Here is a 20,749-nt window from a genome sequence, read left to right on the forward strand (position 1 = left end):
CCGATCACCGGCCGCGACCGCGAGGGGACGGCCGATGGCGACGCGCAGGATGACGAAACCGCGTCCGGATCCGACCGGCTCGTCGCTTGGTCGATGATCGCGGGTCTCGCACCGGCTCTGATCGCGTCGCGAAGGACGCGCGATGCCGCCGGGGAGCCGCTCAAGGCCGCGACGGGCGCGCCTCTGCGTCACCGTCCCCCGGTGACCGGGTCCGGAGATAGGCGATGAGATCCCCCCGATCGAGGGGATCGGGAAGGCCGCGGAAGGTCATGCGCGTGCCGGGCGCCAGCTTCGCCGGGGCGGCGAGCCAGAGGTCCATCCGCTCCGGTGTCCAGACGCCGCCCAGCGCCCGGAGCGCCCCGGTATAGCCGTAGCGCCGGCTGTTGCTGGCGACCGGCTTGCCGAGCACGCCGTAGAGTTCGGGTCCGTTCCGATCGCCCGCCCCCGGGCTGATCGTGTGGCAGGCGGCGCACTGACCGAACAGCCGCCCGCCGCGCTCCGCGTCGGCCACCCGCATGACGTCGTCGAACGTCGGGGTCTCGCCCAGGGCGCGGCGGCGCTCCCGTCCGTCGTCCGAGCAGGCTGAGGCGAGCAGTGCCAGCGCCAGTGCCGAGACGCGCGAGGGACGACGCGGGATCCGCGGGCGCGTCCGCCTGAGACACCGGATCATCGCGTTCCCTTCGCGGTCAGAGGGTTCGGACCGGCATGGGCCGGTCGGCCGTTGGGGAGCGCGGCGCGCCGGGCACGATCCGGCCGACGACCGGGGCGGCGCGCGACCGGGCGGCGCAGCTTGGCCGAGCGCGCGAGGCTCGCGCCGCCTCGGCCGGCTCAGACAACGGTGGAGATCGCACCGGGCGGGTGCGCCAGCAGCGTCGCGAGCAGGCTGAGGCCGTACCGGAGCGTCTCGGCGTCCGGCGCCGCACCCAGGGAGACGCGGATCGCTTCCGGGGCGGCCCCGACCGCGAAGGCGTCGCTCGGGACGACCGACACGCCGAGCTGGCGCGCGTGGGCGCCGAACTCGCCGCGACGCCAGGGATCGGGCAGCCGGAGCCACAGATGGTGCCCGCACGGATGCGCCCAGACGTCCAGGTCCCGGAGCGTCTCGCGCGCGACCGCCTGCCTGAGCTCGTTCTCCTGCCGGATCGCCGCGACGATGCCGTCGAGCTCGCCTTCGGCGATCCAGTGCGAGGCGAGCGCGGCCGTGAGGGGCGAGGCCATCATGTTGATGGCGCGCAGTTCGGCCGCCAGCCGCACCGCCTCGTTCGTTCCCGGGACCGCGACGTAGGCGATGCGCAGGCCGGGACTCGCGCATTTGGACAGCGTCGCGATGTGCCACGTGATGTCGCTCGCCTGGGACGCGATGGGAGCCGGGGCGTCGTGGGGCAAGGCGCCGTACGCGTCGTCCTCGATGATGGCGACGCCGTGCGTGCGGGCGGTCTCGGCGATCCGCCGACGCCGGATTGCCGGCAGGGTCGCGGTGGTCGGGTTGTCGAGGGTCGGCACGAGGTACAGGGCCCGCGGCCGATCGGATCGGCACCGCTCGAGCAGGGCGTCCGGGTCGAGCCCCTCCGCGTCGCCGGCCACAGGCAGGAGGCGGACGCCGCGGCGCTCCGCGGCCATGCGCAGCCCGGGATAGGTGAGCGCCGGGACGCAGAGGGCGTCGCCCGGCTTCAGGACGGCGGCGAGCACGGCGGCGAGCACGACCTGGGCACCGCCGGCCACGAGGACGCGCTGCATCGGGAGCGCCCCGAGCCGTTGACCGAGCCAGTGCGCCGCCGCCGCCCGGTCGGCGAGGTTCCCGGCACTGTCCTGGTACTGCATCCGGGCCAGGAAGGCGGACGAACCGGCCAACCGCGACAGACCCGCGTCCAGGCGCTCCGCCAGCCGCGCCGCCTCCGGCTGGGGCGGCATGTTCATGCTGAAATCGACGCTGCCGGACGGATCGGGCCTGCGCATCTCCCCGGCCGGCGAACGGGACGCCCGGACGAAGCTGCCCCGGCCCGCGGTCGCGTCGATCAGGCCCGTTCGGCGCGCCTCGTTGAAGGCGCGCGTGACCGTCGTGAGATCGACGTTGAGGTGCTTCGCCAAGGCGCGCTGCGGCGGAAGGCGCGCTCCCGGCGAGAGCCGGCCGGCCCGGATGTCCTCGGCCAACGCCCGGACGATGGCGAGGTACTTGGGCCCCGTGTCGCCGGCGATTGTCGGGCTCCAGGATTCCATCATTGACCCCTGTAATCCCACCACTGTATGCATACATTGAGCGTGCGGCCAGATCGCTCAGTGTTCGTTACCGGCCGCGATCCGCCGGAAACCTGTCGGATGGCTCAGTCTCAACCGCGATTGTATGGCTTGATATGCCATACAATCGGCAGGCGCAAGGCCGGTCGATCAGGGATCGGCGCCGGCCTGTTGCTCAGGACCGTCGATGATGCAGAGGACCACCGACCAATCGCTCATGTCCGTCGGCCTGCGCTGCCGCTGCCCGCGCTGCGGGACAGGACGCCTGTTCGACGGCTTCATCACCCTGCGGCCGCGCTGCGAGGCGTGCGGGCTGGACTACGGCTTCGCCGATCCGGCGGACGGGCCCGCCTTCTTCATCATGATGACGATGGCGTTCCCCGTCACCGCTTTCGGGATCTGGCTGGAACTCACCTACGATCCGCCGCTCTGGGTCCACGCCGTGGTGACGCTGCCGCTGCTCCTCCTGGCCTGCGTGCCGATCATCCGGCCGCTGAAGGGGCTCTTCATCGCCAGCCAGTACATCAACAAGGCCGAGGAGGGACGCCTCGCGGTCCCGAAGGCGCCGGTCTCCGGTCCGACGTCGCGGGACTGACCGCGTCGCCGGTGCGTGCGCGTCGCCGCGATGATCAGGCGGCGGTCGCGGCACGTTGACCGGAAGTCGACCGCCGGGCTAGCCTCGAGGAATCAGAGTATTCCGGGAGATCTCGTGGGCAGAATGTTTCGCCTGATCGTCCCGGCGCCGGGGCTGCGCGACGATAGTGGGACGCGTACACGGGCAGATTTGGCGTCGCGGCGGATGCCGGTGATCGGCACGCGCGGCCGCGCTGGAAAGTCTTCGGTCCAGCCGCGCCTCACGTCACGGGACGGGCTCCGTAAGGCGCCCGCCGCCGGCTCGACGGCGCGGCGCGGGACGGCACCGCGACCGATCGCCCTGTCGCGGCGAGCGGGCCGAACCTGACGGGAGGGGGGTATCGATACCGCCATCGCACGCCTGGAGCGCGCCATCGGCCGCGCGGCCCGCGGCCTGGTCGGGCGTCGCCACGTGGTGGAGCTGGTGCACCTCGCGCTGGTGGCGCGCGAGCATCTCCTGCTGATCGGACCGCCCGGCACCGGCAAGTCGGCCGCGGTGCGGGCCTGCGCCGCCGGGACCGGGGCGCGCTGCTTCGAGTACCTGATCGGGCGCTTCACGGAACCGGCCGAACTGTTCGGCCCGCTGGACCTCGAAGCCCTGCGCGCGGGCAAGCTGCGGCCGGACATCTCCGGCATGCTGCCGGAGGCCGAGTTCGCCTTCCTCGATGAGGTCTTCCTCGGCTCCACCGCGATCCTGAACGCGCTTCTCGGCGTGCTGAACGAGCGCCGCTACCGCCGGGGGCATTTCGACACCGCCGTCCCGCTGCGCTGCTGCGTCGGCGCCAGCAACGCCCTGCCGGAGGATCCCGGTCTCGCGGCCTTCGCCGACCGCTTCCTCGTCACGGCCTTCGTCGATCCCCTGGCCGACACCGACCTGGAGGCCCTGCTCGCCGGCGACCCGGTCGCGTCCCTCGAACCCGGCGACGGGGAGGCGCCGCTGACGCTCGCGGAGATCGACGCCCTCGCCGAGGCCGCCGCGCGGATCGACCTCGCGCCGGTCCGGCCCGCCTACGCGCAGGTGGTGCGCAAGCTGCGCGCCCGCGGCGTGCGGCTGAGCGACCGGCGCGTGGTGCGGGGCCAGTCGCTCGTCGCGGCGGCGGCGCTCATCGCGGGCCGGACGGCCGCGGAGGAGGCCGACCTGTGGCCGGTGATCCACCTCGTCCAGGACCGGATCGCGCAGGACGAGGCCCGCGACCTGCTGCGCGTCGAGCTCGGCGCCGCGGCGAGCCCCGTCCTGCCCGCGGCCGCCAAGGCGGCGGGCTACGGTCCGGCCGCACGGGCCGCGGACCTCGCCAGGGAGGGGGAGGCTCTGGCCGCCTCCGCCCCGGACGACCGCACCGCCCCCGCCTTCGAGGCCTGGCTGGTCCGCGCCGAATCCTTCCTCGTGCAGATCGACGCCGCCTTCGGGGCGGAGGAGCGCCCGCCGGCCCTCGCCGCGGCGCGGGACGCGCTGCTGACGCGCTGCCGGGCACCGGTCGCGGGCGTGACTCCGGCGTGATCCAGGATCCGGCGCGTCTTCCCCTGCGATTGATGCCGGCGGACGGCGGCTCGCCGGTGGGTCTGCGCCTCACCCGCAGCGACGCGGCCGGTCTCTTGGCGCGGATCGCCCCGCGGATCGGCCGCTACGCCACCCTGCGCCTCGCGCTGGCGGGCGGCGAGGCCGTCCTGTTCGCCCCCGACACGGGCTCGGGCCGGCCGGCGCTGCCCTGGTGCGCGACGCCGCTCGGGTGGCTGGCGGCCGACGGGCCGCTGCTCCTGCCCTTCGGGTGCCGCCTCGCCGTGCCAGCGCCCTGGCGCGCCGAGGTCGCGCGCCGCCTGCTCGACCGGCACGGGATGGGCGGTCCGGCACTGCTCGTTCCCGACGGCGAAACCCTGCGCCTGCTCGACCTCGCCGGTTCGCGCGCCGTGCCGGACATCGATACCGGCCGCCTGGGAGAGGCGGCGTGAGCGCCGCGTCGACCGGTCCGCGGACGACCCTTCCGCCGGCGCTCGCACCGTGGACGGCGCTCTTCTCCGACATGGCGGAACCGGATCTGCGGATCCTCGCGGCGCTGGTCGAGGCGCTGCGGCCCCTCGTCGAGCGGGCCGACGGCGCGGGCGGGCAACCGCAGGGCGAGATCGACGGGCTGGGGGACCTCGGAACCCGCGGTGGGATCGAGCGCCTTGTCGCCTCGGAGTGGCTCTGGCGCGACCTCGATCCGGACGCCTTCCTGCAGCGCGCGGCCGAGCGCGACCTGCTGACCCTGGAGCCGGTCTACCGTCAGGCGGCGGATGCGGGCGCCGTGCTGGTCGTGGTCGATGCCGGGCCGGAACTCCTCGGCGCCCCCCGCCTCGTGGCCTTCGCGGCGCTGCTCTGCCTGGCCGGCCTCGCCCGGCGGCGCGGCGCGCGCCTGCTCTGGGCCTCGACCGCCACGCCGGAGCGGCGCTGGCTCGGCGCGTTGAAGCGGTCCGACGCCGCGATCCTTCTCCGCGAGAGCGCCGCCACATCCCTCGACGCGGTCGAACTCGAACGGGTCGTGGCCGAGCCGGTCGCGACCCGCGCGGCCGGGCGGCCCGGCGCCAGCCTCTGGCTCATCGGCGGGTCCGACCTGCCCGAAGCGGCGCGGCCGTGCCGGCGGATCACCATCGTGGAGCGGCCGCGTCTCGGGCCGGACGGCCTCGCCGTGGCCGCCGACGTCACCGTGCTGGACGCCACCGGCCAAGTCGCCGCCGCGCGCCTCGACCTCCCGCCGGAGCGCGAGGCGGTGGCGCTGTTGCGCGACCCGTTCCGGCCCCGTCCGGCTCCCGGACGCCCGCCGTCCCGGCGGTCCGCGACCGACCGGAGCGCGGCGCCTCCGGACTGGGCGCCCCGCGGGCTGGCCTTCGCGCCCTGCGGCGAGCACCTCCTGGTGGCGCGGCCCGACGGCATCCTCATCGTCCCCGTCACCGGCACTTCCGGCGCGCTGCGCCTGCCGGTCGCACCCCACGAGCGCCTCGTGGGGCTCGCCGTCGGCCGGTCGCGGATCCGGGCCGCGTGCCTCAACGTCTACGCCGACGACGCGCGCCTGACGCTCCGCAGCTGGACCTTCGACCGCTCGGGCGCCGCTGCGACGTTCGACCGGCGGATCCCGCGGGACCATCCCCTGGTGAGCCGGCGCCTGCCGAAGGCGGTTCTGCCGCCCCTCGGGACGCTGAAACGCCGCAACCGGTCCTGGCTCCTGGCGGCCGACGGCACGGCCTTCCTGGTCTAGGAGACGCGGCTGATCGAGTACGCGCCGCTCGCGGGCGAGCTTCCCCTCGCGGTTACGCCCGCCGGTCTGCTGATGCGCGATCGCGCGGACGGGGTGATCGCGCGGCGGCCTTCCGACGGGAAGGTCGTGGCGCGGTTCCCCGGCCGGGCCGGATCGCTGCGGCCGGGCGGCGGCCTCGCCCTCTGCGCGGTGCGCGGGCAGCCCACCCTGGGGATCGAGCAGGCGAGCGGGCACTGGCACGTGGTGAACGCCGCGGACGGAGCGGTCGCGCACCTCGGGCCGCAGGGCCGGATCATCGGCATCGTGCCCCCGTACGACGGCGTGCGCGCCCAGGCCGTCGGAAGCCTCCTCGCCCTCCATCTCGACCACGACGAGGCGGGATCGGCGCGCCTGACGTTCCGGACCCCGGACGGCGCGGCGGCGGGCGATCCCCTGACGCTTCCGGACGCGACCCTCGAGGCGGTGCGCGTCGCCGTCGATGCCGATGCCGTCCCGTGCATCGCGGCCGCGCGGTGCGACGCCGCGGGCTTCGTCGCCGCGCTCGCCTTCGGCCAGCTCGACCGCGGATGGTCCCACCTGAGAGATCTCGGCGCGTTCGCGGAAACCGTCCCGTGCCTGGGCGCCTGAGGCCGCCGCCGGTCCCCGATGCCCGGGAGCCGCTCGCGGCCCTGCGCCCGCGCGGCTGGGTGCATGCCGGCACGATCCCCCTCGACGGGATCCTGATGGCGCGCGGCCCCGCGGGGCCGGACTGGCGCGCCCGGCTCCTTCCCTGGCTCGAGCACGCCGCGGAGGTGCGGGCACGCGGCGATCGCGTGCTCGTGCTGTTCGCCGCGCCCGTCACGCGGGACTGCGCGGCCCTCGGACCGGTCCTGCCGGTCGTGCGCAGTGCCGGGATCCTGACCGCCGTGCCCCTCGCCGAGCCGGAGCCGCCCGTCGCCGCGGCCCTGCGGGACCATGTCGTCCACATGACGGGGGGACGCCTCGCCGCCGAGCCGCTGGCGGCCTTCGCCAGTCTCGACATCGCCGGTTGGTGGGATCTCGACGCGATCGCGGTGCATCCGGCCGAACGCCTGCCGGTCCTGCGACCGGCGCCGCCGGCGCGCCGCCTCGTCAGCGCCCCCGCCCTCGTCGCCGACGCGGACCCCCTCGCGCCGGTCCGCGACGCCGTGACCCGGCGGCCGCGGCGCCGGACGAAGCACGTCCTCGGCGATCTCGTCACCCGCGGCCGGCGCGTGATCGGCGGCGCGTTGGAGCTCCTCTGGACCGCCTACGTCGTCCTGCTGGCCTCCATCATGGTCGGCGCCATGGTGCTCGGCTTCGCCGAGAACGTCCGGACGACGGCGGAGCACGGGGCCGCCGCGGCCCACTGGGGCAGCCTCGCGCTGCCGGTGCTGGTCCTTCTCGTCCTCGCGTGGTTCGCGTTCTGGCGTCGCGGAGCGCGGGCCGGGCGTGAGGCGGCTGCGCCCTCGGCCAGCCCGCCCGCCGCGACCGGCACCGGGCGCACGCCCATCTGGCGCCGGGCGGCGGCGTGGCTCGCGTGGCGCTCGCCCTACGCGGCCCATCTTCGCCGCCTCTATGCCCGGCGGCTCACCGAGGTCGAGCGGCTGTTCGCGGCGGGGCGCGTCGACGAGGCCCTGTACCGGGCGATCGGTCTCGGCGGCGCGGCGCGGCGCGGGAGCGCCTTCGCCGACCTGCCCCTGACCGGGCCCGGGCTGCGCAGGAGCCTCGACCTCGATCTCGGGCCGCAGCGGGCGAGCGGACTGAGCCTCGCGCCCGCGGACGAGATCCGGCTCGCGGCGCTCTACCGCGCGCAGGCCGCGGCGATGGCCGGACGCGGCGACACGGAACGCGCGGCCTTCGTGCTCGACAGCCTGGTCGGGAACCCGCACGAGGCGGTGCGCCTCCTCGCGGAATCCGGGCGCCTCGAGACCGCAGCCCGTCTGGCCGAGGCGCGCCGCCTCCCGCCCGCGACGACCGTCCCGCTCTGGTTCCGGGCGGGGCAGACCGAGCGGGCCCTGGCACTCGCCGCCCGCCACGAGGCCCACGCGGAGCTCTGGAAGGAACTCGAGGCCGACGATCCGTTCCGACCGGTCCTGGCCGAGGCCTGGGTCGCGCGCCTCGTCGGGATCGGCGCCCTGGATCGCGCCGCCGCGGTCACCTTCGGCCTGCCGGCTCTGGCCGAGCGACGACTGGACTGGATCCGGCAAGCCCTCGACGCCGAGACGCCGGTGCCGGCCGCGCCGCTCGCCCGGGCCCTGCGCGCTCTGTCCTGGGAGGGACGGGACGGCGACCGGCTGCACGCCGCCTTCACGGACCTGGTGAGCGGGACCGGGGCCGAGGCGGCGGCGCGCCGGAGTGCGGTGGCCGCGCTCCTGCTCGACGCGCAGTTCGAGGGCGGTCCGGTGCGGCCGCCGACGCCCGCCTTCGCGCTCCTCTGCCGCGGCCTCGCGCGCCGCCTCGCCGCGGATGACGGCATCCTCGGCCACGATGCGGAGCGCGCCCGGCTCGCCGGGCGCCTCGCGGAAGCCGGCGGACAGGTCGCCCTGCGCCAGCATCTCCGGCAGCTCAGGACGCGCACCGCACCGTCCGCCTCCCGCCTGGCGGGCCCGCTCGTCGTCCCTGACGGCCCGGCGCTGGCCGAGATCGCCGATGCCGCGCTCCTGTCGGGCGGGCGGCTGCTCCTGGGCTACCGCTCCGGGCTCGTGCGCCTCCTCGGCCGCGCCGGCCGCGAGCGCTGGCGGGGACAGGTGGATGGCCTGACGGGCTTCGCGTGTCTCGGCGCGGGCGACCGGGCCCTCGTTCTGCGCGAGACGCTCGACGGCCCCGACGTCCAGCTCTTCGACGCCGGCACCGGACGGCTCCTGCCGCTCGGTCCCCTGCCGATCACGCACTGGCATGGTCAGGCGGACGAGACCGGCTGGCTCGTCTTCGACGGGGAGGCGCTCGTCCGGCTGGACACCGCCTCGCTCCTCGGTCGCGCGGGCGGCGCGCCCGGCTCCGACGGCGCCCTGGCGCACCATTGGCGCCTGCCCATGACCGAACCGGGCCGGCCGCTGCTGCTCGCTGCCTTCGCGGACGCGAGCGCCCTGATCTACGCCCGGCACGACGGCCTGATCGAGTGGTGGAGCCTGTCCTCCCGCACCCTTGCGGTGACGTGCCGGTTCTGGACGCCGCCCGATCGCGGCGTCGGCGTGCTCGGCCTGACCGAGGCCGTCGCCTGGTCCCTCGAGGGGACCGGCGTGCATCCGCACCTGCGGGCGCATCCCCACGCTTTCACGACGGCCTCCCGGGAGCAGGAGCGCGCGTTGATCGAGGCCGCCGCGCGCGCGGAGCCCGCGGATCCGCCGCGCCTAGTCGCGGCGGAGAACGGCCGCCTCTGGGCCGCGACCGCCACCGAGGAGGGGACGCTCTGGGCCGGCGTGCCCGGCGCGAACCGGATCCGCGGACCGGCCGTCCTGTGGCAGGGCAGCGGGAGCCTGCGCGCGCGCTTCGCTCTCGAGGGCGACGCCGCGGCCGTCTTCGACGAGCGCGGTCGCCTGATCGTGTTCGAGACCGTCACCGGACAGGTGACCCTGCGCCTGATCTGACCGGCCGGGCTCGCGCACAGCCTTGGGCACGCGACACCATCCGGGCTAGCTTCCCCGTCGGACGACGACGTCGCTGCCCCGGCGACCGGCAGGCTCACCCCGACGATCCCATGCGGCCCCGCACGCCTCCCCTCTCCACGCTCAGGCTCTTCGAAGCGGCCGGCCGCCATCTCAGCTTCGCCCGCGCGGCGTCCGAACTGAACCTGACGCCGAGCGCCGTGAGCCACGGGATCGTCGGCCTCGAGAAGGCGCTGGGCGTCAAGCTGTTCGTCCGGGAGCCGGGCCGGCTGGCGCTGACGCGCGAGGGGGCCGAGTACCTGACCTACGTGTCCGAGGCGCTGTCCCTCATCCTGATCGGCACGCGCCGCCTGCCCACGCCGCGATCGGGCATGACCCTGGCCATCAGCTGCGCACCGACCCTGGCGACGCGGTGGCTGCTGCCCCGGCTCCCGGCCTTTCGCAGCCGCCACCCGCAGATCGCGATCCGGATCGACACCTCCCACCGGCAGGTCGGCTTCCCGATCGACGGCTTCGACTTCGCCCTCCGTCTCGGCCGGATCCCAACTCCGCGCCACCGCAGCGTCCGCCTGTTCGAGGATTGGCTGCTCCCCGTCTGCAGCCCGGCCCAGCACGGGGCCGTCACCGGTCCGGACGGCGCCCTCGACCTCCGGCGCGCGACGACGATCCACGTCACTTCCGCGACCGAGGACTGGCAGGCCTGGAGCGACGCGTCGGGGGCGGCGGAGCTGGCCTCGGCCGACACCCTGCACGTCGACACGTTCGCGATGGCGCTCCAGGCCGCGGCCGCGGGCCTCGGCGTCGCCCTCGGCCGGGGGGCGCTCATGGACCGGGAGCTGCGCGAGGGTACGCTCGTCGGGGTCGGCCCCGCCGTCCCGGCGGCGACCTCCCACTGGCTCGTGAGCGCCGAGGGCGACGACCGGCAGGAGCCCGACCTGTTCCGGACCTGGCTGCTGGCAGAGGCGCGCCGGTTCGCGGCCGAGCAGAAGCGGCGCTTCCCGACCGGCGCCGCCTGAGAGCCCGACGGGACCGGGACGGCGCGCCCCGCCCGTGAGCGCCGTTCACTGCCCGTGGAAATCTTCTCGTTTGTCGCGCCGGCCACCGGCTGCGACCGTCTCCGAAGGCGACAGCCAACGGAGGCCGCGATGGCAACGATCGGGCGCGCGCGCGCAGGGCGACGGGGCGGGTTGCCGGTGGTGCCGGTGGCGGTCGCGGCCGGCCTGGTTCTGAGCGGCGCGATGGGCATCCGGCAGACCTTCGGGCTGTTTATCGGGCCCTTCTCCCTCGAGACCGGCATCCCGGTGGCGACGACCGCCCTCGCCATCGCCCTGCACAACCTCGTCTGGGGCTTCGCGCAGCCCTTCGCGGGCGCGGCGGCGGACCGCTACGGGGCCGCGCCGGTCGTCGCCCTCGGCGCACTGGTCTACGCGGGCGGCCTCGTCCTGACGGCGCTCGCGCCGACGGCGCCGACGCTGCTGCTCGGCCTGGGGCTGCTGGTCGGGATCGGGATCAGCTGCACCAGCTTCGGCGTCGTTCTGACCGCGGTCGGTCGCGCCTCCGCACCGGAGCGTCGCAGCGCGGCTCTGGGCCTCGCGAGCGCCGGCGGCTCGCTCGGCCAGGTGCTGCTCGTCCCGTTCGCGCAGTCCGTCACCGCGGTCGCGGGCGTGAGCGCGGGGCTCCTCGCGCTCGCGGCGATCATCGTCGCGCTCGCGCCGCTCGGTGTCGCGCTCGACCGCGCGCCCCGCGCCGGCGTGCCCGACGGCTCTTCGGCGGCCGTCAGCCTGTCCGAGGCGCTCCTGCGGGCGTGGCGGCACCCGGGCTACCGGCTGCTGACGCTCGGCTTCTTCACCTGCGGCTTCCAGCTCGCCTTCATCGCGACGCACCTTCCGGGGTACCTCGACCTCTGCCACATGCCGGCGGGCCTGGGCGCGACCGCGCTGGCGCTGATCGGCCTGTTCAACATGGCCGGGAGCTGGGGGTGCGGCTGGCTCGGAGGCCGGTACCGGCCGCAGCACGTCCTGGTCTGGCTCTACCTCATCCGCGCCGCCGCGATCGGCACCTTCCTCGTCGCGCCGAAATCCGAGGCTGTCGTCCTCGCATTCGCGGCCGTGATGGGCCTGACCTGGCTGGGCACGGTCCCGCTGACGAGCGGCTTGGTGGCGCGGGTCTTCGGGATCCGTCACCTCGGGACGCTGTTCGGGATCGTCTTCCTCAGCCACCAGATCGGCTCGTTCCTCGGGGCGTGGCTGGGGGGCGTAATTCTGGAGGTCTCCGGATCCTACGATGCGGTCTGGTTCGCCACGGCCCTCGCGGGCCTGATCGCCGCGCTCCTCCACCTCCCGATCGACGATCGTCCGGTCCCGGCGGCCACCGCCGAGGGGGTCCGATGACGCCCGTCCGCCACGCGCCGGCCGCGACCGCGGGTGTCGACGCGCGACCCGTGACGATCGCCTGCCGCGACGGCTACCGGCTCCGCGGCCACCTCTGGCGGCCCGAGGCGAGCCGACCGCCGGGCCGGGGCACGATCGTCGTCAATCCCGCGACCGGCGTCCGCGCGCGCTACTACCACGCCTACGCGCGGTTCCTGGCCGAGCGGGGCTTCGTCGTGCTCACCTACGATTACCGCGGGATCGGCGATTCGCGGCCCGCGCGCCTGAGGGGATCCGCCATCCGCTGGCGGGACTGGGGCGAGCTCGACTTCGACGCCGCCGTCCGATGGATTCGGCAGCGCGAGGCGGGGCCGCTCACGGTCGTCGGTCACAGCATCGGCGGCTTCCTCCCCGGCTTCGCCGAGGCCGCGGGCGCGGTGGACCGCATCCTCACCGTCGGCGCGCAATTCGCCTATCGCCGCGATTATCGCGCCCGCGAGAGGCTCAGCATGATCGCGAAGTGGCACCTGCTGATGCCGTGCGTGACCGCCGTCGTCGGCTACTTTCCCGGCCGTCGGCTCGGATGGCTCGAGGATCTGCCGGCCGGCGTGGCCTACGAGTGGGCATTCCGCGGGCGGCGCATGGAGGCGAGCTACCCGGCCGCCGAGCGCCCGGCCCTCCTCGCCCGCTTCGCCGTCGTCCGCGCCCCGATCCTGGCGGTCGGTACGCCGGACGACCCGTTCGGCACGCCGGCGGCGATCCGCCGGGGCCTCGGCTACTACGTGTCGAGCCCGCGCATCCAGGTACAGGTGACCGCGTCCGCGATCGGCGCGGAGGCGCCCGGCCATGTCAGCCTGTTCCACGCGCGCAGGAGCGGCGGATTCTGGGCCGACACGCTGCGCTGGCTGAGCGACGGACAGAATCCCTGGCCGGACTCCGTGATCGATCCGGGTCGCCCGATCCCCGCCTGACCGCGCGTATCGCGACGAACCGCTTCGGACGCGATTGAGAGGGCCTATCCCGCCCTGTGTCGCAGCTGCAGCGATCGCGCGATCTCCGAGCGCTTGGCGGCGTAACCCGGAGCCACCATCGGATAGTCGCGCGGCAGCCCGTACTTGGCGCGATATTCCTCCGGTGTCAGCCCGTAAGCCGTCAGGTGACGCTTGAGCGTCTTGTAGGACCTGCCGTCGATGAAGCTGATCAGGCCTTCGACCTGGATGGACGCGCGGATCTCCCGCGCGGTGGCGGCCTCGGGCGTCGCGACCGCGCGCGCCGGTCCCGCGCTGATCTGGCTCAGCATTTCGTACGTACTGGCTAAAATCTCACAGAGTTGAACAGGGGACACCGGATTCCGGATCACGTAGGCGCAGACGATCTTGATGGAATTTCTCAAGGACGAGTCAGAAATTTCTCCCGCACCGGCACCAACCTCAGGTAGCATACCTGCCATTCCCCCTCTAAATGCACCTTATGAGAGTTGTATATCAATTTTCGCATGTCAATCCGTCATCTTGATTGAGCTTCAAAAAAGAACATCGTGACCACTATTCTACTTATAGAAACAATGGCTACAAAATTTCTCAACCAGAAAGGGGCTTCATCCTCCCCGCGGATCTGGGTATCGGACAGGCTGCTGGACTGGATCTGCGACACGTCCGTGGCGGCGAGCCTGTCGGAAGCGGTCGCGCCGGTCCCGTACGGGACACCCACGGACGCGGATGGAGGCGCGATCGGCGGAATTCGCGCACGGCGGACGGTCGCCGACGACGCTGGCGCGACCGTTGCACCTCGGGTCCCAGGTCTGCGAAGAGCCCAGCCGGCACGGGACCGGATGCGGGGCGCCGGATCGCGTCGAGAGAGGATCATGACGGATCAATCCGCACGGACACGGGCGACAGAGTCCGGACGCCGTCCATGAAGGCGGGAGACGAGGGCGATCGCGTCGGGGCGATCTGCCAGGCCCTGAGGCGGGCCATCGTGGAACGGGCGCTCGCCCCCGGCGACCGGCTGCCGGAGGACGCCCTCGGCGAGCGGTTCGGGGTGAGCCGCACCATCGCCCGGCAGGCCCTGCTGCGGCTGGCCGGCGAGGGCTTGGTCGATCTGCGCCGCAACCGCATCGCCGTCGTGGCGACGCCCAGCTGGGAGGAGGCGCGCGACACCTTCGACGTGCGCCTCGGCCTGGAGCGGCTGGTGGTGCGCCGCCTCGCCGGGCGGCTCAGCGCGGAGCAGCGTCAGATCCTGCTGGACCAGATCGCGCGCGAGGAAGCCGCACGGGGCGGCCCCGAGGCGCTGTCGATCCGGCTCGCCACGGAGTTCCACCTGATGCTCGCCGAGATGACCGGCAGCGCCGTGCTGACCCGCTACGTCGCGGAACTCGGCTATCGCTGCGCCCTGATCCTGTCCCTCTACAGCCGCCCGCATTCCTCGGACTGCGCCGTGAGCGAGCACCGCGACATCGTCGCCGCCCTGGTCTCGGGCGACGCCGAGCGCGCCGCCGCGCTCATGGACCACCACCTCGACGCGGTCGCCGACCGGGCGCGGATCGTGCCCCCGGCCCCGCGCGAGCGCGATCTGGCACGCCTGCTGGCGCCCTACGTCGCGGGCGGCGGGGCCTGAGCCCGCCGCGTCAGGCCGTGAGGCCGTGCTTGGTCAGCAGGCGCTCGGCGCTGTCGTTCCAGACCTCCATGCCGACGATCAGCCCGTCGCGCACGGTGAAGCGGTCGACGTAGCGGTTGCCCTCGAACGGGGTGCCGTCCGGCCACGCGCCGTACAGGGTACCGAGGCTGTAGACCGTGGTGACGCCGTCGCCCGGCACCACGTCCAGCCGCTCCATCCGCTTCTTCACCCAGGCGTAGCGGCCGGCATTGAAGGCCGTGACCTCGGACGGATGGTTGAACACCCGGGCGCCGGTGAACACGATCCGCGTGCCCGGCGCCATGTAGCGCGCAGCCGTCTCGGGATCCGGCACCATCGAGGCCTCCAGATAGGCGGTCACGTTGGCGGCGTCGCGCGCGGTCGCCGCGCTTTGGGTCACGTCAGTCATGCAGGCCTCCTGTCGGCCCAACGTGCCGCAAAAGGCCGGCCCGTGCATGCAGGAAGTGTATGCACTTTGACGCCAGATTGAGCACAGATTGCCTCCGACGATACAGGCACCGGTCTGTGCAGCGGCCGAAGCGGCCAATTCCTGGTGGCATGGAGGTTGCGCAAAGCAGGCTGCGCCCCGCTCCCGGAGACACGCCATGGCCTCCTTCCTGCCCCCGACCCTGCGCCGCTTCGCGGTGACGACGAGCGCCCTGCTCGGCCTCGCCGTCTCGGCCGCGCAGGCGGCCGACACCGTCAAGATCGGCCTCGTGACCGCCCTGAGCGGCCAGTCCGCGAAATCCGGCGAGGCGATCTCCCGCGGGATCGGTCTCGCCATCGACGAGATCAACGCCAAGGGCGGCGTCCTCGGAAGTCCCCTCGAACTCGTGGCCCGCGACGACGAGGCCAACCCGTCCAAGGGCGTGCTGGCGACCCGCGAGCTGATCCAGCGGGTCGGCGTCGTCGCGGTGGTCGGCGGCCTCGACACGCCGGTCTCGATGGCGATCGTGCCGATCGCCAACCAGATGAAGGTGCCGTTCATCGGCCCCTGGGCGGCCGGCACCGGCATCACCCGCAACGGCGCCGCCGACAACTACGCCTTCCGCGTCTCCGCGGTCGACGCCCTCGTCGACGAGGCGCTCGTCGCCTACGCGGTGAAGACCTACGGGGCGAAGAAGCCCGGCATGATCCTCGTCAACAACGCCTGGGGCGAGTCGAACCAGAAGGGCCTCAAGGACGCCCTGCAGGCGGCCAACCTCCCGGCGGCGGGCATCGAGAAGTACGAGGCCAACGACGTCGACATGGTGCCCCAGCTGTCCCGGCTGAAGGAGGCCGGGGCCGACGCGCTGTTCCTCGTCGGCAATGTCGGCCCCTCGGCCCAGGTGGTGAAGTCGCTGGACCGGATGGGCTGGTCGGTGCCGGTCGTCTCGCACTGGGGCCCGGCGGGCGGCCGCTTCGACGAGCTCGCCGGCCCGAGCGCCGGCAAGGTCCATTTCATCCAGACCTTCACCTTCGCGGGCAACGCGTCGCCGAAGGCGAGCGCGGTGCTCGACGCGCTCAAGGCCAAGTACCCGGCGATCAAGTCGATGGCCGACGTCACCCCCGCCGTCGGCATCGCCAACGCCTACGACGCGACGCACCTGCTGGCGCTCGCCATCCAGGCCGCCGGCTCCACCGAGGGCCCGAAGGTCCGCGACGGCTTCTACAAGATCGGCACCTATCCGGGCCTGATCAAAACCTACGCCACGCCCTTCGCCCCCGGCCAGCACGACGCGCTCGGCCCGAACGACTACGTGTTCACCCGCTTCAAGGACGGTGAGATCGTCGCGGTGACCAACTGAGCCCGGCGATGCTGACCTCCATCCTCGTCAGCGGCCTCGGCCTCGGCAGCATGTACGGGCTCGTGGCCCTGGGCTTCCACGTGACCTACGCGGTGTCGGGGACCGTGAACTTCGCGCAGGGGAGCGTCGTCACCCTGGGCGCGGTCCTGGCCTACGCGCTCGGCGTCACCCTCGGCTGGCCGATGCCGGCCGCGATCGTCCTGGCGCTCGCCGGCTGCGCCCTGTTCGGCCTCTTGGTCGAGCGGGCGCTGGTCCGCCCATTCGTGGCGCGCGGCTCGGACGCGTGGCTGCTCGCGACAGTGGCGGGCGGCATCGTCCTCGACAACACCGTGCTGTTCACCTTCGGCAAGGAGCCGCGCAGCTTGCCGTCCCCGCTGGCGACGAAGCCGGTGGAGATCCTCGGGACCGGCATCTACCCGCTGCAGCTCGTGATCCCGGTGGTCGGGATCGCGCTGGCCTTCGCGATCCGCACGGTGTTCCGGAAGACCGATCTCGGCCGTGTCCTGCTCGCCGTGGCGCAGAACGCCGACGCCGCCCGGCTGATGGGGATCGACGTGCGCCGCACCGTGGCCTGCGCCTTCGCGCTCTCGGCGGTGCTCGCCGGCATCGCGGGCCTGCTGATCGCGCCGCTCTTCTCGGTCTCGGCCGAGCTCGGCACGCTGTTCGGCATCAAGGCCTTCGCGGTCGCGATCCTCGGCGGCATCGGCTCCGCCACCGGGGTGATCCTGGCGGGGCTGCTCTACGGCCTGGTCGAGGCCGGCGTCACCGCGACCCTCGGCTCGACCTACACGCAGCTCGTGGTGTTCTCGGTGATCATCCTGGCCCTCACCCTGCGCCCCGACGGCCTGCTCGGCCGCGCCGCGGTCAACAAGGTCTGACGCGATGCCGTACCTGCGCTCAGGCCCGGCGATGCGGCTCGGCATCGCCGGCCTCACCGCCGCCGCGCTCGGCCTCGTGGCGCTGACCGCCGGCTACAGCCACTTCGTCATCGCCCTCGTGGCGCTGACCACGGTGGCCGGCGTCGGCCTCAACGTGCTCCTCGGCCTGACGGGGCTGATCTCCTTCGGCCAGGCCGGCTTCTACGCGATCGGCGCCTACGCGAGCGCGATCCTGACGCTCCACGGCGTCAGCTTCTGGCTGGCGCTCCCGGCGGCGGCCCTGATCGCGGCGCTCGTCGGCGGCCTCGTGGCAGTGCCGGCGATGCGGGTGAAGGGCCCCTACCTCGCCATGCTGACGATCGCCTTCGGCTTCATCGTCGAGCACGGCCTGATCGAGGGCGGCGAGCTGACCGGCGGCCAGAACGGCCTCGTCGTGACCGACGCGCCGAGCCTCCTCGGCGAGCCGGTGAGTGCGGCCGGCCTCGCGGTGCTGGCGGTGCTCGCGGCCGGGGCGAGCCTCGCCGGGTTCGATCTCCTCGCCCGCAGCCGCCTCGGCCGGGCGATGCGCGCCGTGCGCGACGCCGACGTCGCCGCGGCGGCTCTGGGCTTCGACCCGGTCCGGGTGAAGACCCTGGCCTTCGCGATCTCCGCCGCCCTGACCGGCCTCGCGGGGGCTGTCCTGCCGCCGCTGATGCTGTTCATCGCGCCGAGCTCGTTCCCGTTCTCGCAGTCGATCCTGTTCGTCCTCTCGGTGATCGTCGGCGGCGCCGGCACGGTGCTCGGCCCACTCCTCGGGGCCCTCGTCACCGTGCTGCTGCCGGAGGCGCTGTCCGGCCTCGCCGAGTACCGCCTGCTGTTCTTCGGCATCGCGACCCTGGCGGTGCTGTGGCTGGTGCCCTCGGGGCTGGTCGGCAGCCTCGCCCGGCTGCTGCCCCGGGGCCGCGACGAGGCGGCCCCCCCGGAGAGCGGGGAGTTACCGCTGCCCGGCACGGCGGCGCGCGAGGCCCTCGTCCTGGAGGGCGTCGGCATCCGCTTCGGCGGCATCACGGCGGCGGACGGCGTCGACCTCACGGCGCGGCCGGCGGCGGTCACCAGCGTGATCGGCCCGAACGGGGCCGGCAAGACCACCGTGCTCAACATGGTCTCGGGCTTCTACCGCCCGAGCGCCGGGGCGATCCGGCGGGGCGGGCGCGACCTCGCCGGGCGGCCGGCCCACGTCGTCGCCCGCGCCGGCATCGCGCGCACCTACCAGACCACGCGCCTGTTCGGCTCGCTGCCGGTGGCCGACAACGTCGCCCTCGGTCTCGCGCCGGGCCGGCTCTGGCGCCGCGCGCGGGCGCGGGACCGCGCGACGGCCGCCGCGCTCCTCGCCTTCGTCGGCTACCGGGGTGCCCTCGACCGCCCGGCCGCCGAGCTGCCCCACGTCGACCGGCGGCTCGTGGAGATCGCCCGGGCGCTCGCCGGCAGCCCCGCGGTGCTACTCCTCGACGAGCCCGCCGCCGGCCTGTCGCGGGCCGACACCGACCGGCTGGCCCGGCTGATCCGCCGGATCGCCGACAGCGGCGTCGCGGTGGTGCTGGTCGAGCATGACATGCCGCTGGTGATGGGCATCTCCGACCACATCCTCGTCATGGATGCCGGCCGCCCGATCGCGCGCGGCACGCCCGCCGAGATCCGGCGCGACCCGGCGGTGCTGCGCGCCTATCTGGGCGGCGCCGACACCCCGGCCCGGCCGCGGAGCGCGCCGTGGCAGGGACCGGCGGACGCCGTCCTCTCGGTCCTCGACCTGACCGCCGGCTACGGCGCCGCGCCCGTCCTCGACGGCGTCCATCTCGACGTGCGTCCCGGCGAGACCGTCGCCCTGCTGGGCGCGAACGGCGCCGGCAAGTCCACGGCCATGCGGGCGCTGGCGGGGCTTCTGCGCCCGGTCGCGGGATCGGTCGTGTTCGACGACCGGCGCGTCGAGGCGCTGCCCGCGCACCGGATCGCCAGAAGCGGGCTCGTCCTGGTGCCGGAGGGCCGGCAGGTCTTCCCGGAGCTCACCGTCGTCGAGAACATCCGCCTCGGCGCCTTCGGGCGCGGGTCGCCGATCGACCCGGCCGAGGTCGAGCGCCTGCTCGACCGGTTCCCGCGGCTGCGCGACCGGGCGGCAAGCCGGGCGGGCCTGCTCTCCGGCGGCGAGCAGCAGATGCTGGCGATCGCCCGCGGGTTGATGGCGCACCCGCGCATCCTGCTCCTCGACGAGCCATCGCTGGGCCTCGCCCCGGCGATGATCAACGCCCTCTACGCCACCGTGGCCGAACTGCGCGACGAGGGCGTCACCATCCTGATCGTCGACCAGATGGCGGCGCTGGCCCTCACGGTCGCCGACCGCGGTTACGTGCTGGAGCAGGGCCGGGTCGTCGCGCGCGGAACCGCCGCGGAACTGTCGGCGGACAAGGGGCTGGAAGCGGCCTATCTCGGTGCGGCGTAAGGGGGGCCCTGATGGACACGAATGCCGGACACGGTCGCTACGGCTACAGCGCCCTCCCCGACCGGCCGGTCTACGACTGGCCGGAGGGCAAGCGGCTGGCCGTCTATGTCGGGCTCAACCTCGAGACCTTCGCGTTCGGCGAGGGCCTCGGCGCCGAGCTGGCGCCGGGCGGCCCGCAGCCGGACGTGCTCAACTACGCGTGGCGCGACTGGGGCAACCGGGTCGGCGCGTGGCGGATCGCCGAGATGCTGGACGCTCTGGCGATGCCGGCGAGCGTGCTCGTCAACAGCAACCTCTACCGGGACTGCCCCGGGCTGATCGAGGCGTTCCGGGCGCGGGGCGACGAGATCGTCGGCCACGGGCGAACCAACGCCGAGCGGCAGGGTACCCTCGACGAGGACGCGGAGCGGGCCCTGATCGCCGAGACGACCCGCGAGATCGCCGCGCGGGAGGGCCGCCCGCCGGCCGGCTGGCTCGGGCCCTGGATCTCGCAGTCGCGGGTGACGCCCGACCTGCTCGCCGAGGCCGGATACCGCTACCTGCTCGACTGGGACCACGACGACCAGCCGACCTGGTTCGCGACCCGCGGCGGCGGCCGGATCCTGACGGTGCCCTACCCGCAGGAACTCAACGACATCCCCGCCATCGTCGCCCGCAAGGAGACGGGCCGCCAGTTCGCCGAAGCCATCGTCGACGCCTTCGAAGAAATGTTGGAGCAGTCTCGGGGCGCGCCGCTGGTGATGGGCATCGCGCTCCATCCCTACATCGTCGGGCGCCCGCACCGGCTGCGGCCCCTGCGGCAGGCGCTCCGGCACATCGCAGACCGCCGCGACGCCATCTGGCTCACCACCGCCGGGGCGATCGCCGACCACATCGTGGCGCGGGAGGCCGCGCCGCGCTGACGC

18 protein-coding genes are annotated in these 20,749 nt (G+C 74.1%); 14 read left to right on the forward strand and 4 right to left on the reverse strand.

Annotation, left to right across the window (positions count from 1 at the left end; translation table 11 throughout):
- Positions 1 to 160 precede the first annotated feature (160 nt).
- On the reverse strand, positions 161 to 670 hold the full coding sequence (locus tag ACLBYB_RS12550; protein WP_447698962.1) for a c-type cytochrome: 510 nt from the start codon (positions 668 to 670) through the stop codon (positions 161 to 163).
- A gap of 158 nt (positions 671 to 828) precedes the next feature.
- Positions 829 to 2,220 carry an aminotransferase-like domain-containing protein gene (locus ACLBYB_RS12555; RefSeq protein ID WP_447698963.1) on the reverse strand — a complete coding sequence of 464 codons (1,392 nt, stop codon included), beginning with the start codon at positions 2,218 to 2,220 and terminating at the stop codon, positions 829 to 831.
- A gap of 205 nt (positions 2,221 to 2,425) precedes the next feature.
- On the opposite strand from ACLBYB_RS12555, the gene ACLBYB_RS12560 reads away from it, so the two are divergent.
- From ACLBYB_RS12560 to ACLBYB_RS12600, 9 genes are all read left to right on the forward strand, one after another.
- Positions 2,426 to 2,830 (forward strand): DUF983 domain-containing protein, encoded by a 405-nt coding sequence (locus ACLBYB_RS12560; protein WP_085986796.1) that lies wholly within the window; start codon positions 2,426 to 2,428, stop codon positions 2,828 to 2,830.
- A 399-nt stretch (positions 2,831 to 3,229) separates the two neighbouring features.
- Positions 3,230 to 4,366, forward strand: a complete 1,137-nt coding sequence (locus tag ACLBYB_RS12565; RefSeq protein ID WP_447699060.1) for an AAA family ATPase — start codon at positions 3,230 to 3,232, stop codon at positions 4,364 to 4,366.
- Positions 4,363 to 4,815, forward strand: a complete 453-nt coding sequence (locus tag ACLBYB_RS12570) for a hypothetical protein (RefSeq protein ID WP_447698964.1) — start codon at positions 4,363 to 4,365, stop codon at positions 4,813 to 4,815. The genes ACLBYB_RS12565 and ACLBYB_RS12570 overlap by 4 nt, the downstream gene beginning before the upstream one ends.
- A complete protein-coding gene (locus tag ACLBYB_RS12575; RefSeq protein ID WP_447698965.1) occupies positions 4,812 to 6,098 on the forward strand; it encodes a hypothetical protein in 1,287 nt (428 codons plus the stop codon). Before ACLBYB_RS12570 ends, ACLBYB_RS12575 begins: the two co-directional genes overlap by 4 nt.
- 72 nt (positions 6,099 to 6,170) lie before the next feature.
- Positions 6,171 to 6,725 carry a hypothetical protein gene (locus tag ACLBYB_RS12580; protein ID WP_447698966.1) on the forward strand — a complete coding sequence of 185 codons (555 nt, stop codon included), beginning with the start codon at positions 6,171 to 6,173 and terminating at the stop codon, positions 6,723 to 6,725.
- Positions 6,710 to 9,685 carry a hypothetical protein gene (locus ACLBYB_RS12585; protein ID WP_447698967.1) on the forward strand — a complete coding sequence of 992 codons (2,976 nt, stop codon included), beginning with the start codon at positions 6,710 to 6,712 and terminating at the stop codon, positions 9,683 to 9,685. Before ACLBYB_RS12580 ends, ACLBYB_RS12585 begins: the two co-directional genes overlap by 16 nt.
- A 110-nt stretch (positions 9,686 to 9,795) precedes the next feature.
- Positions 9,796 to 10,719, forward strand: a complete 924-nt coding sequence (locus ACLBYB_RS12590; RefSeq protein WP_447698968.1) for a LysR substrate-binding domain-containing protein — start codon at positions 9,796 to 9,798, stop codon at positions 10,717 to 10,719.
- A 129-nt stretch (positions 10,720 to 10,848) separates the two neighbouring features.
- Positions 10,849 to 12,093 carry an MFS transporter gene (locus ACLBYB_RS12595; RefSeq protein ID WP_447698969.1) on the forward strand — a complete coding sequence of 415 codons (1,245 nt, stop codon included), beginning with the start codon at positions 10,849 to 10,851 and terminating at the stop codon, positions 12,091 to 12,093.
- Entirely contained in the window at positions 12,090 to 13,043 is a 954-nt protein-coding gene (locus ACLBYB_RS12600; protein ID WP_447698970.1) for an alpha/beta hydrolase family protein, read from the forward strand. Before ACLBYB_RS12595 ends, ACLBYB_RS12600 begins: the two co-directional genes overlap by 4 nt.
- Positions 13,044 to 13,087: 44 nt before the next feature.
- Here ACLBYB_RS12600 and ACLBYB_RS12605 read toward each other — a convergent pair whose 3' ends face one another.
- The gene (locus ACLBYB_RS12605; RefSeq protein WP_447698971.1) at positions 13,088 to 13,513 is read right to left on the reverse strand and encodes a MucR family transcriptional regulator; all 426 of its coding nucleotides are present in this window, start codon (positions 13,511 to 13,513) and stop codon (positions 13,088 to 13,090) included.
- A 473-nt stretch (positions 13,514 to 13,986) separates the two neighbouring features.
- Here ACLBYB_RS12605 and ACLBYB_RS12610 point away from each other — a divergent pair, with 473 nt between their 5' ends.
- Complete coding sequence (locus ACLBYB_RS12610) at positions 13,987 to 14,688, forward strand: GntR family transcriptional regulator (RefSeq protein ID WP_447698972.1); 702 nt, start codon at positions 13,987 to 13,989, stop codon at positions 14,686 to 14,688.
- A 10-nt stretch (positions 14,689 to 14,698) separates the two neighbouring features.
- Here the strand turns inward: ACLBYB_RS12610 and ACLBYB_RS12615 are convergent, their stop codons facing one another.
- Positions 14,699 to 15,115, reverse strand: a complete 417-nt coding sequence (locus tag ACLBYB_RS12615) for a nuclear transport factor 2 family protein (RefSeq protein ID WP_273559235.1) — start codon at positions 15,113 to 15,115, stop codon at positions 14,699 to 14,701.
- A gap of 196 nt (positions 15,116 to 15,311) precedes the next feature.
- Between ACLBYB_RS12615 and ACLBYB_RS12620 the strand changes: the two genes are divergently transcribed.
- The 4 genes from ACLBYB_RS12620 to ACLBYB_RS12635 are packed head-to-tail and all read left to right on the forward strand — an operon-like array spanning position 15,312 to position 20,746.
- Complete coding sequence (locus ACLBYB_RS12620) at positions 15,312 to 16,493, forward strand: ABC transporter substrate-binding protein (protein ID WP_447698973.1); 1,182 nt, start codon at positions 15,312 to 15,314, stop codon at positions 16,491 to 16,493.
- An 8-nt stretch (positions 16,494 to 16,501) separates the two neighbouring features.
- The gene (locus ACLBYB_RS12625; protein WP_447698974.1) at positions 16,502 to 17,371 is read left to right on the forward strand and encodes a branched-chain amino acid ABC transporter permease; all 870 of its coding nucleotides are present in this window, start codon (positions 16,502 to 16,504) and stop codon (positions 17,369 to 17,371) included.
- A 4-nt stretch (positions 17,372 to 17,375) separates the two neighbouring features.
- Positions 17,376 to 19,844, forward strand: a complete 2,469-nt coding sequence (locus tag ACLBYB_RS12630) for a branched-chain amino acid ABC transporter ATP-binding protein/permease (protein ID WP_447698975.1) — start codon at positions 17,376 to 17,378, stop codon at positions 19,842 to 19,844.
- Positions 19,845 to 19,855: 11 nt separating this feature from the next.
- A complete protein-coding gene (locus ACLBYB_RS12635; protein ID WP_447698976.1) occupies positions 19,856 to 20,746 on the forward strand; it encodes a polysaccharide deacetylase family protein in 891 nt (296 codons plus the stop codon).
- Positions 20,747 to 20,749: the final 3 nt, after the last annotated feature.

The sequence above is a fragment of the Methylobacterium sp. D54C genome, assembly GCF_053345595.1.

Bases quoted from the DNA above. Each gene is read 5' to 3' on its own strand.
- ACLBYB_RS12550 (WP_447698962.1), bottom strand. From the start codon at position 670: ATGATCCGGTGTCTCAGGCGGACGCGCCCGCGGATCCCGCGTCGTCCC.
- ACLBYB_RS12555 (WP_447698963.1), bottom strand. From the start codon at position 2,220: ATGATGGAATCCTGGAGCCCGACAATCGCCGGCGACACGGGGCCCAAG.
- ACLBYB_RS12560 (WP_085986796.1), top strand. From the start codon at position 2,426: ATGCAGAGGACCACCGACCAATCGCTCATGTCCGTCGGCCTGCGCTGC.
- ACLBYB_RS12580 (WP_447698966.1), top strand. From the start codon at position 6,171: ATGCGCGATCGCGCGGACGGGGTGATCGCGCGGCGGCCTTCCGACGGG.
- ACLBYB_RS12590 (WP_447698968.1), top strand. From the start codon at position 9,796: ATGCGGCCCCGCACGCCTCCCCTCTCCACGCTCAGGCTCTTCGAAGCG.
- ACLBYB_RS12595 (WP_447698969.1), top strand. From the start codon at position 10,849: ATGGCAACGATCGGGCGCGCGCGCGCAGGGCGACGGGGCGGGTTGCCG.
- ACLBYB_RS12600 (WP_447698970.1), top strand. From the start codon at position 12,090: ATGACGCCCGTCCGCCACGCGCCGGCCGCGACCGCGGGTGTCGACGCG.
- ACLBYB_RS12605 (WP_447698971.1), bottom strand. From the start codon at position 13,513: ATGCTACCTGAGGTTGGTGCCGGTGCGGGAGAAATTTCTGACTCGTCC.
- ACLBYB_RS12610 (WP_447698972.1), top strand. From the start codon at position 13,987: ATGAAGGCGGGAGACGAGGGCGATCGCGTCGGGGCGATCTGCCAGGCC.
- ACLBYB_RS12615 (WP_273559235.1), bottom strand. From the start codon at position 15,115: ATGACTGACGTGACCCAAAGCGCGGCGACCGCGCGCGACGCCGCCAAC.
- ACLBYB_RS12620 (WP_447698973.1), top strand. From the start codon at position 15,312: ATGGCCTCCTTCCTGCCCCCGACCCTGCGCCGCTTCGCGGTGACGACG.
- ACLBYB_RS12625 (WP_447698974.1), top strand. From the start codon at position 16,502: ATGCTGACCTCCATCCTCGTCAGCGGCCTCGGCCTCGGCAGCATGTAC.
- ACLBYB_RS12630 (WP_447698975.1), top strand. From the start codon at position 17,376: ATGCCGTACCTGCGCTCAGGCCCGGCGATGCGGCTCGGCATCGCCGGC.
- ACLBYB_RS12635 (WP_447698976.1), top strand. From the start codon at position 19,856: ATGGACACGAATGCCGGACACGGTCGCTACGGCTACAGCGCCCTCCCC.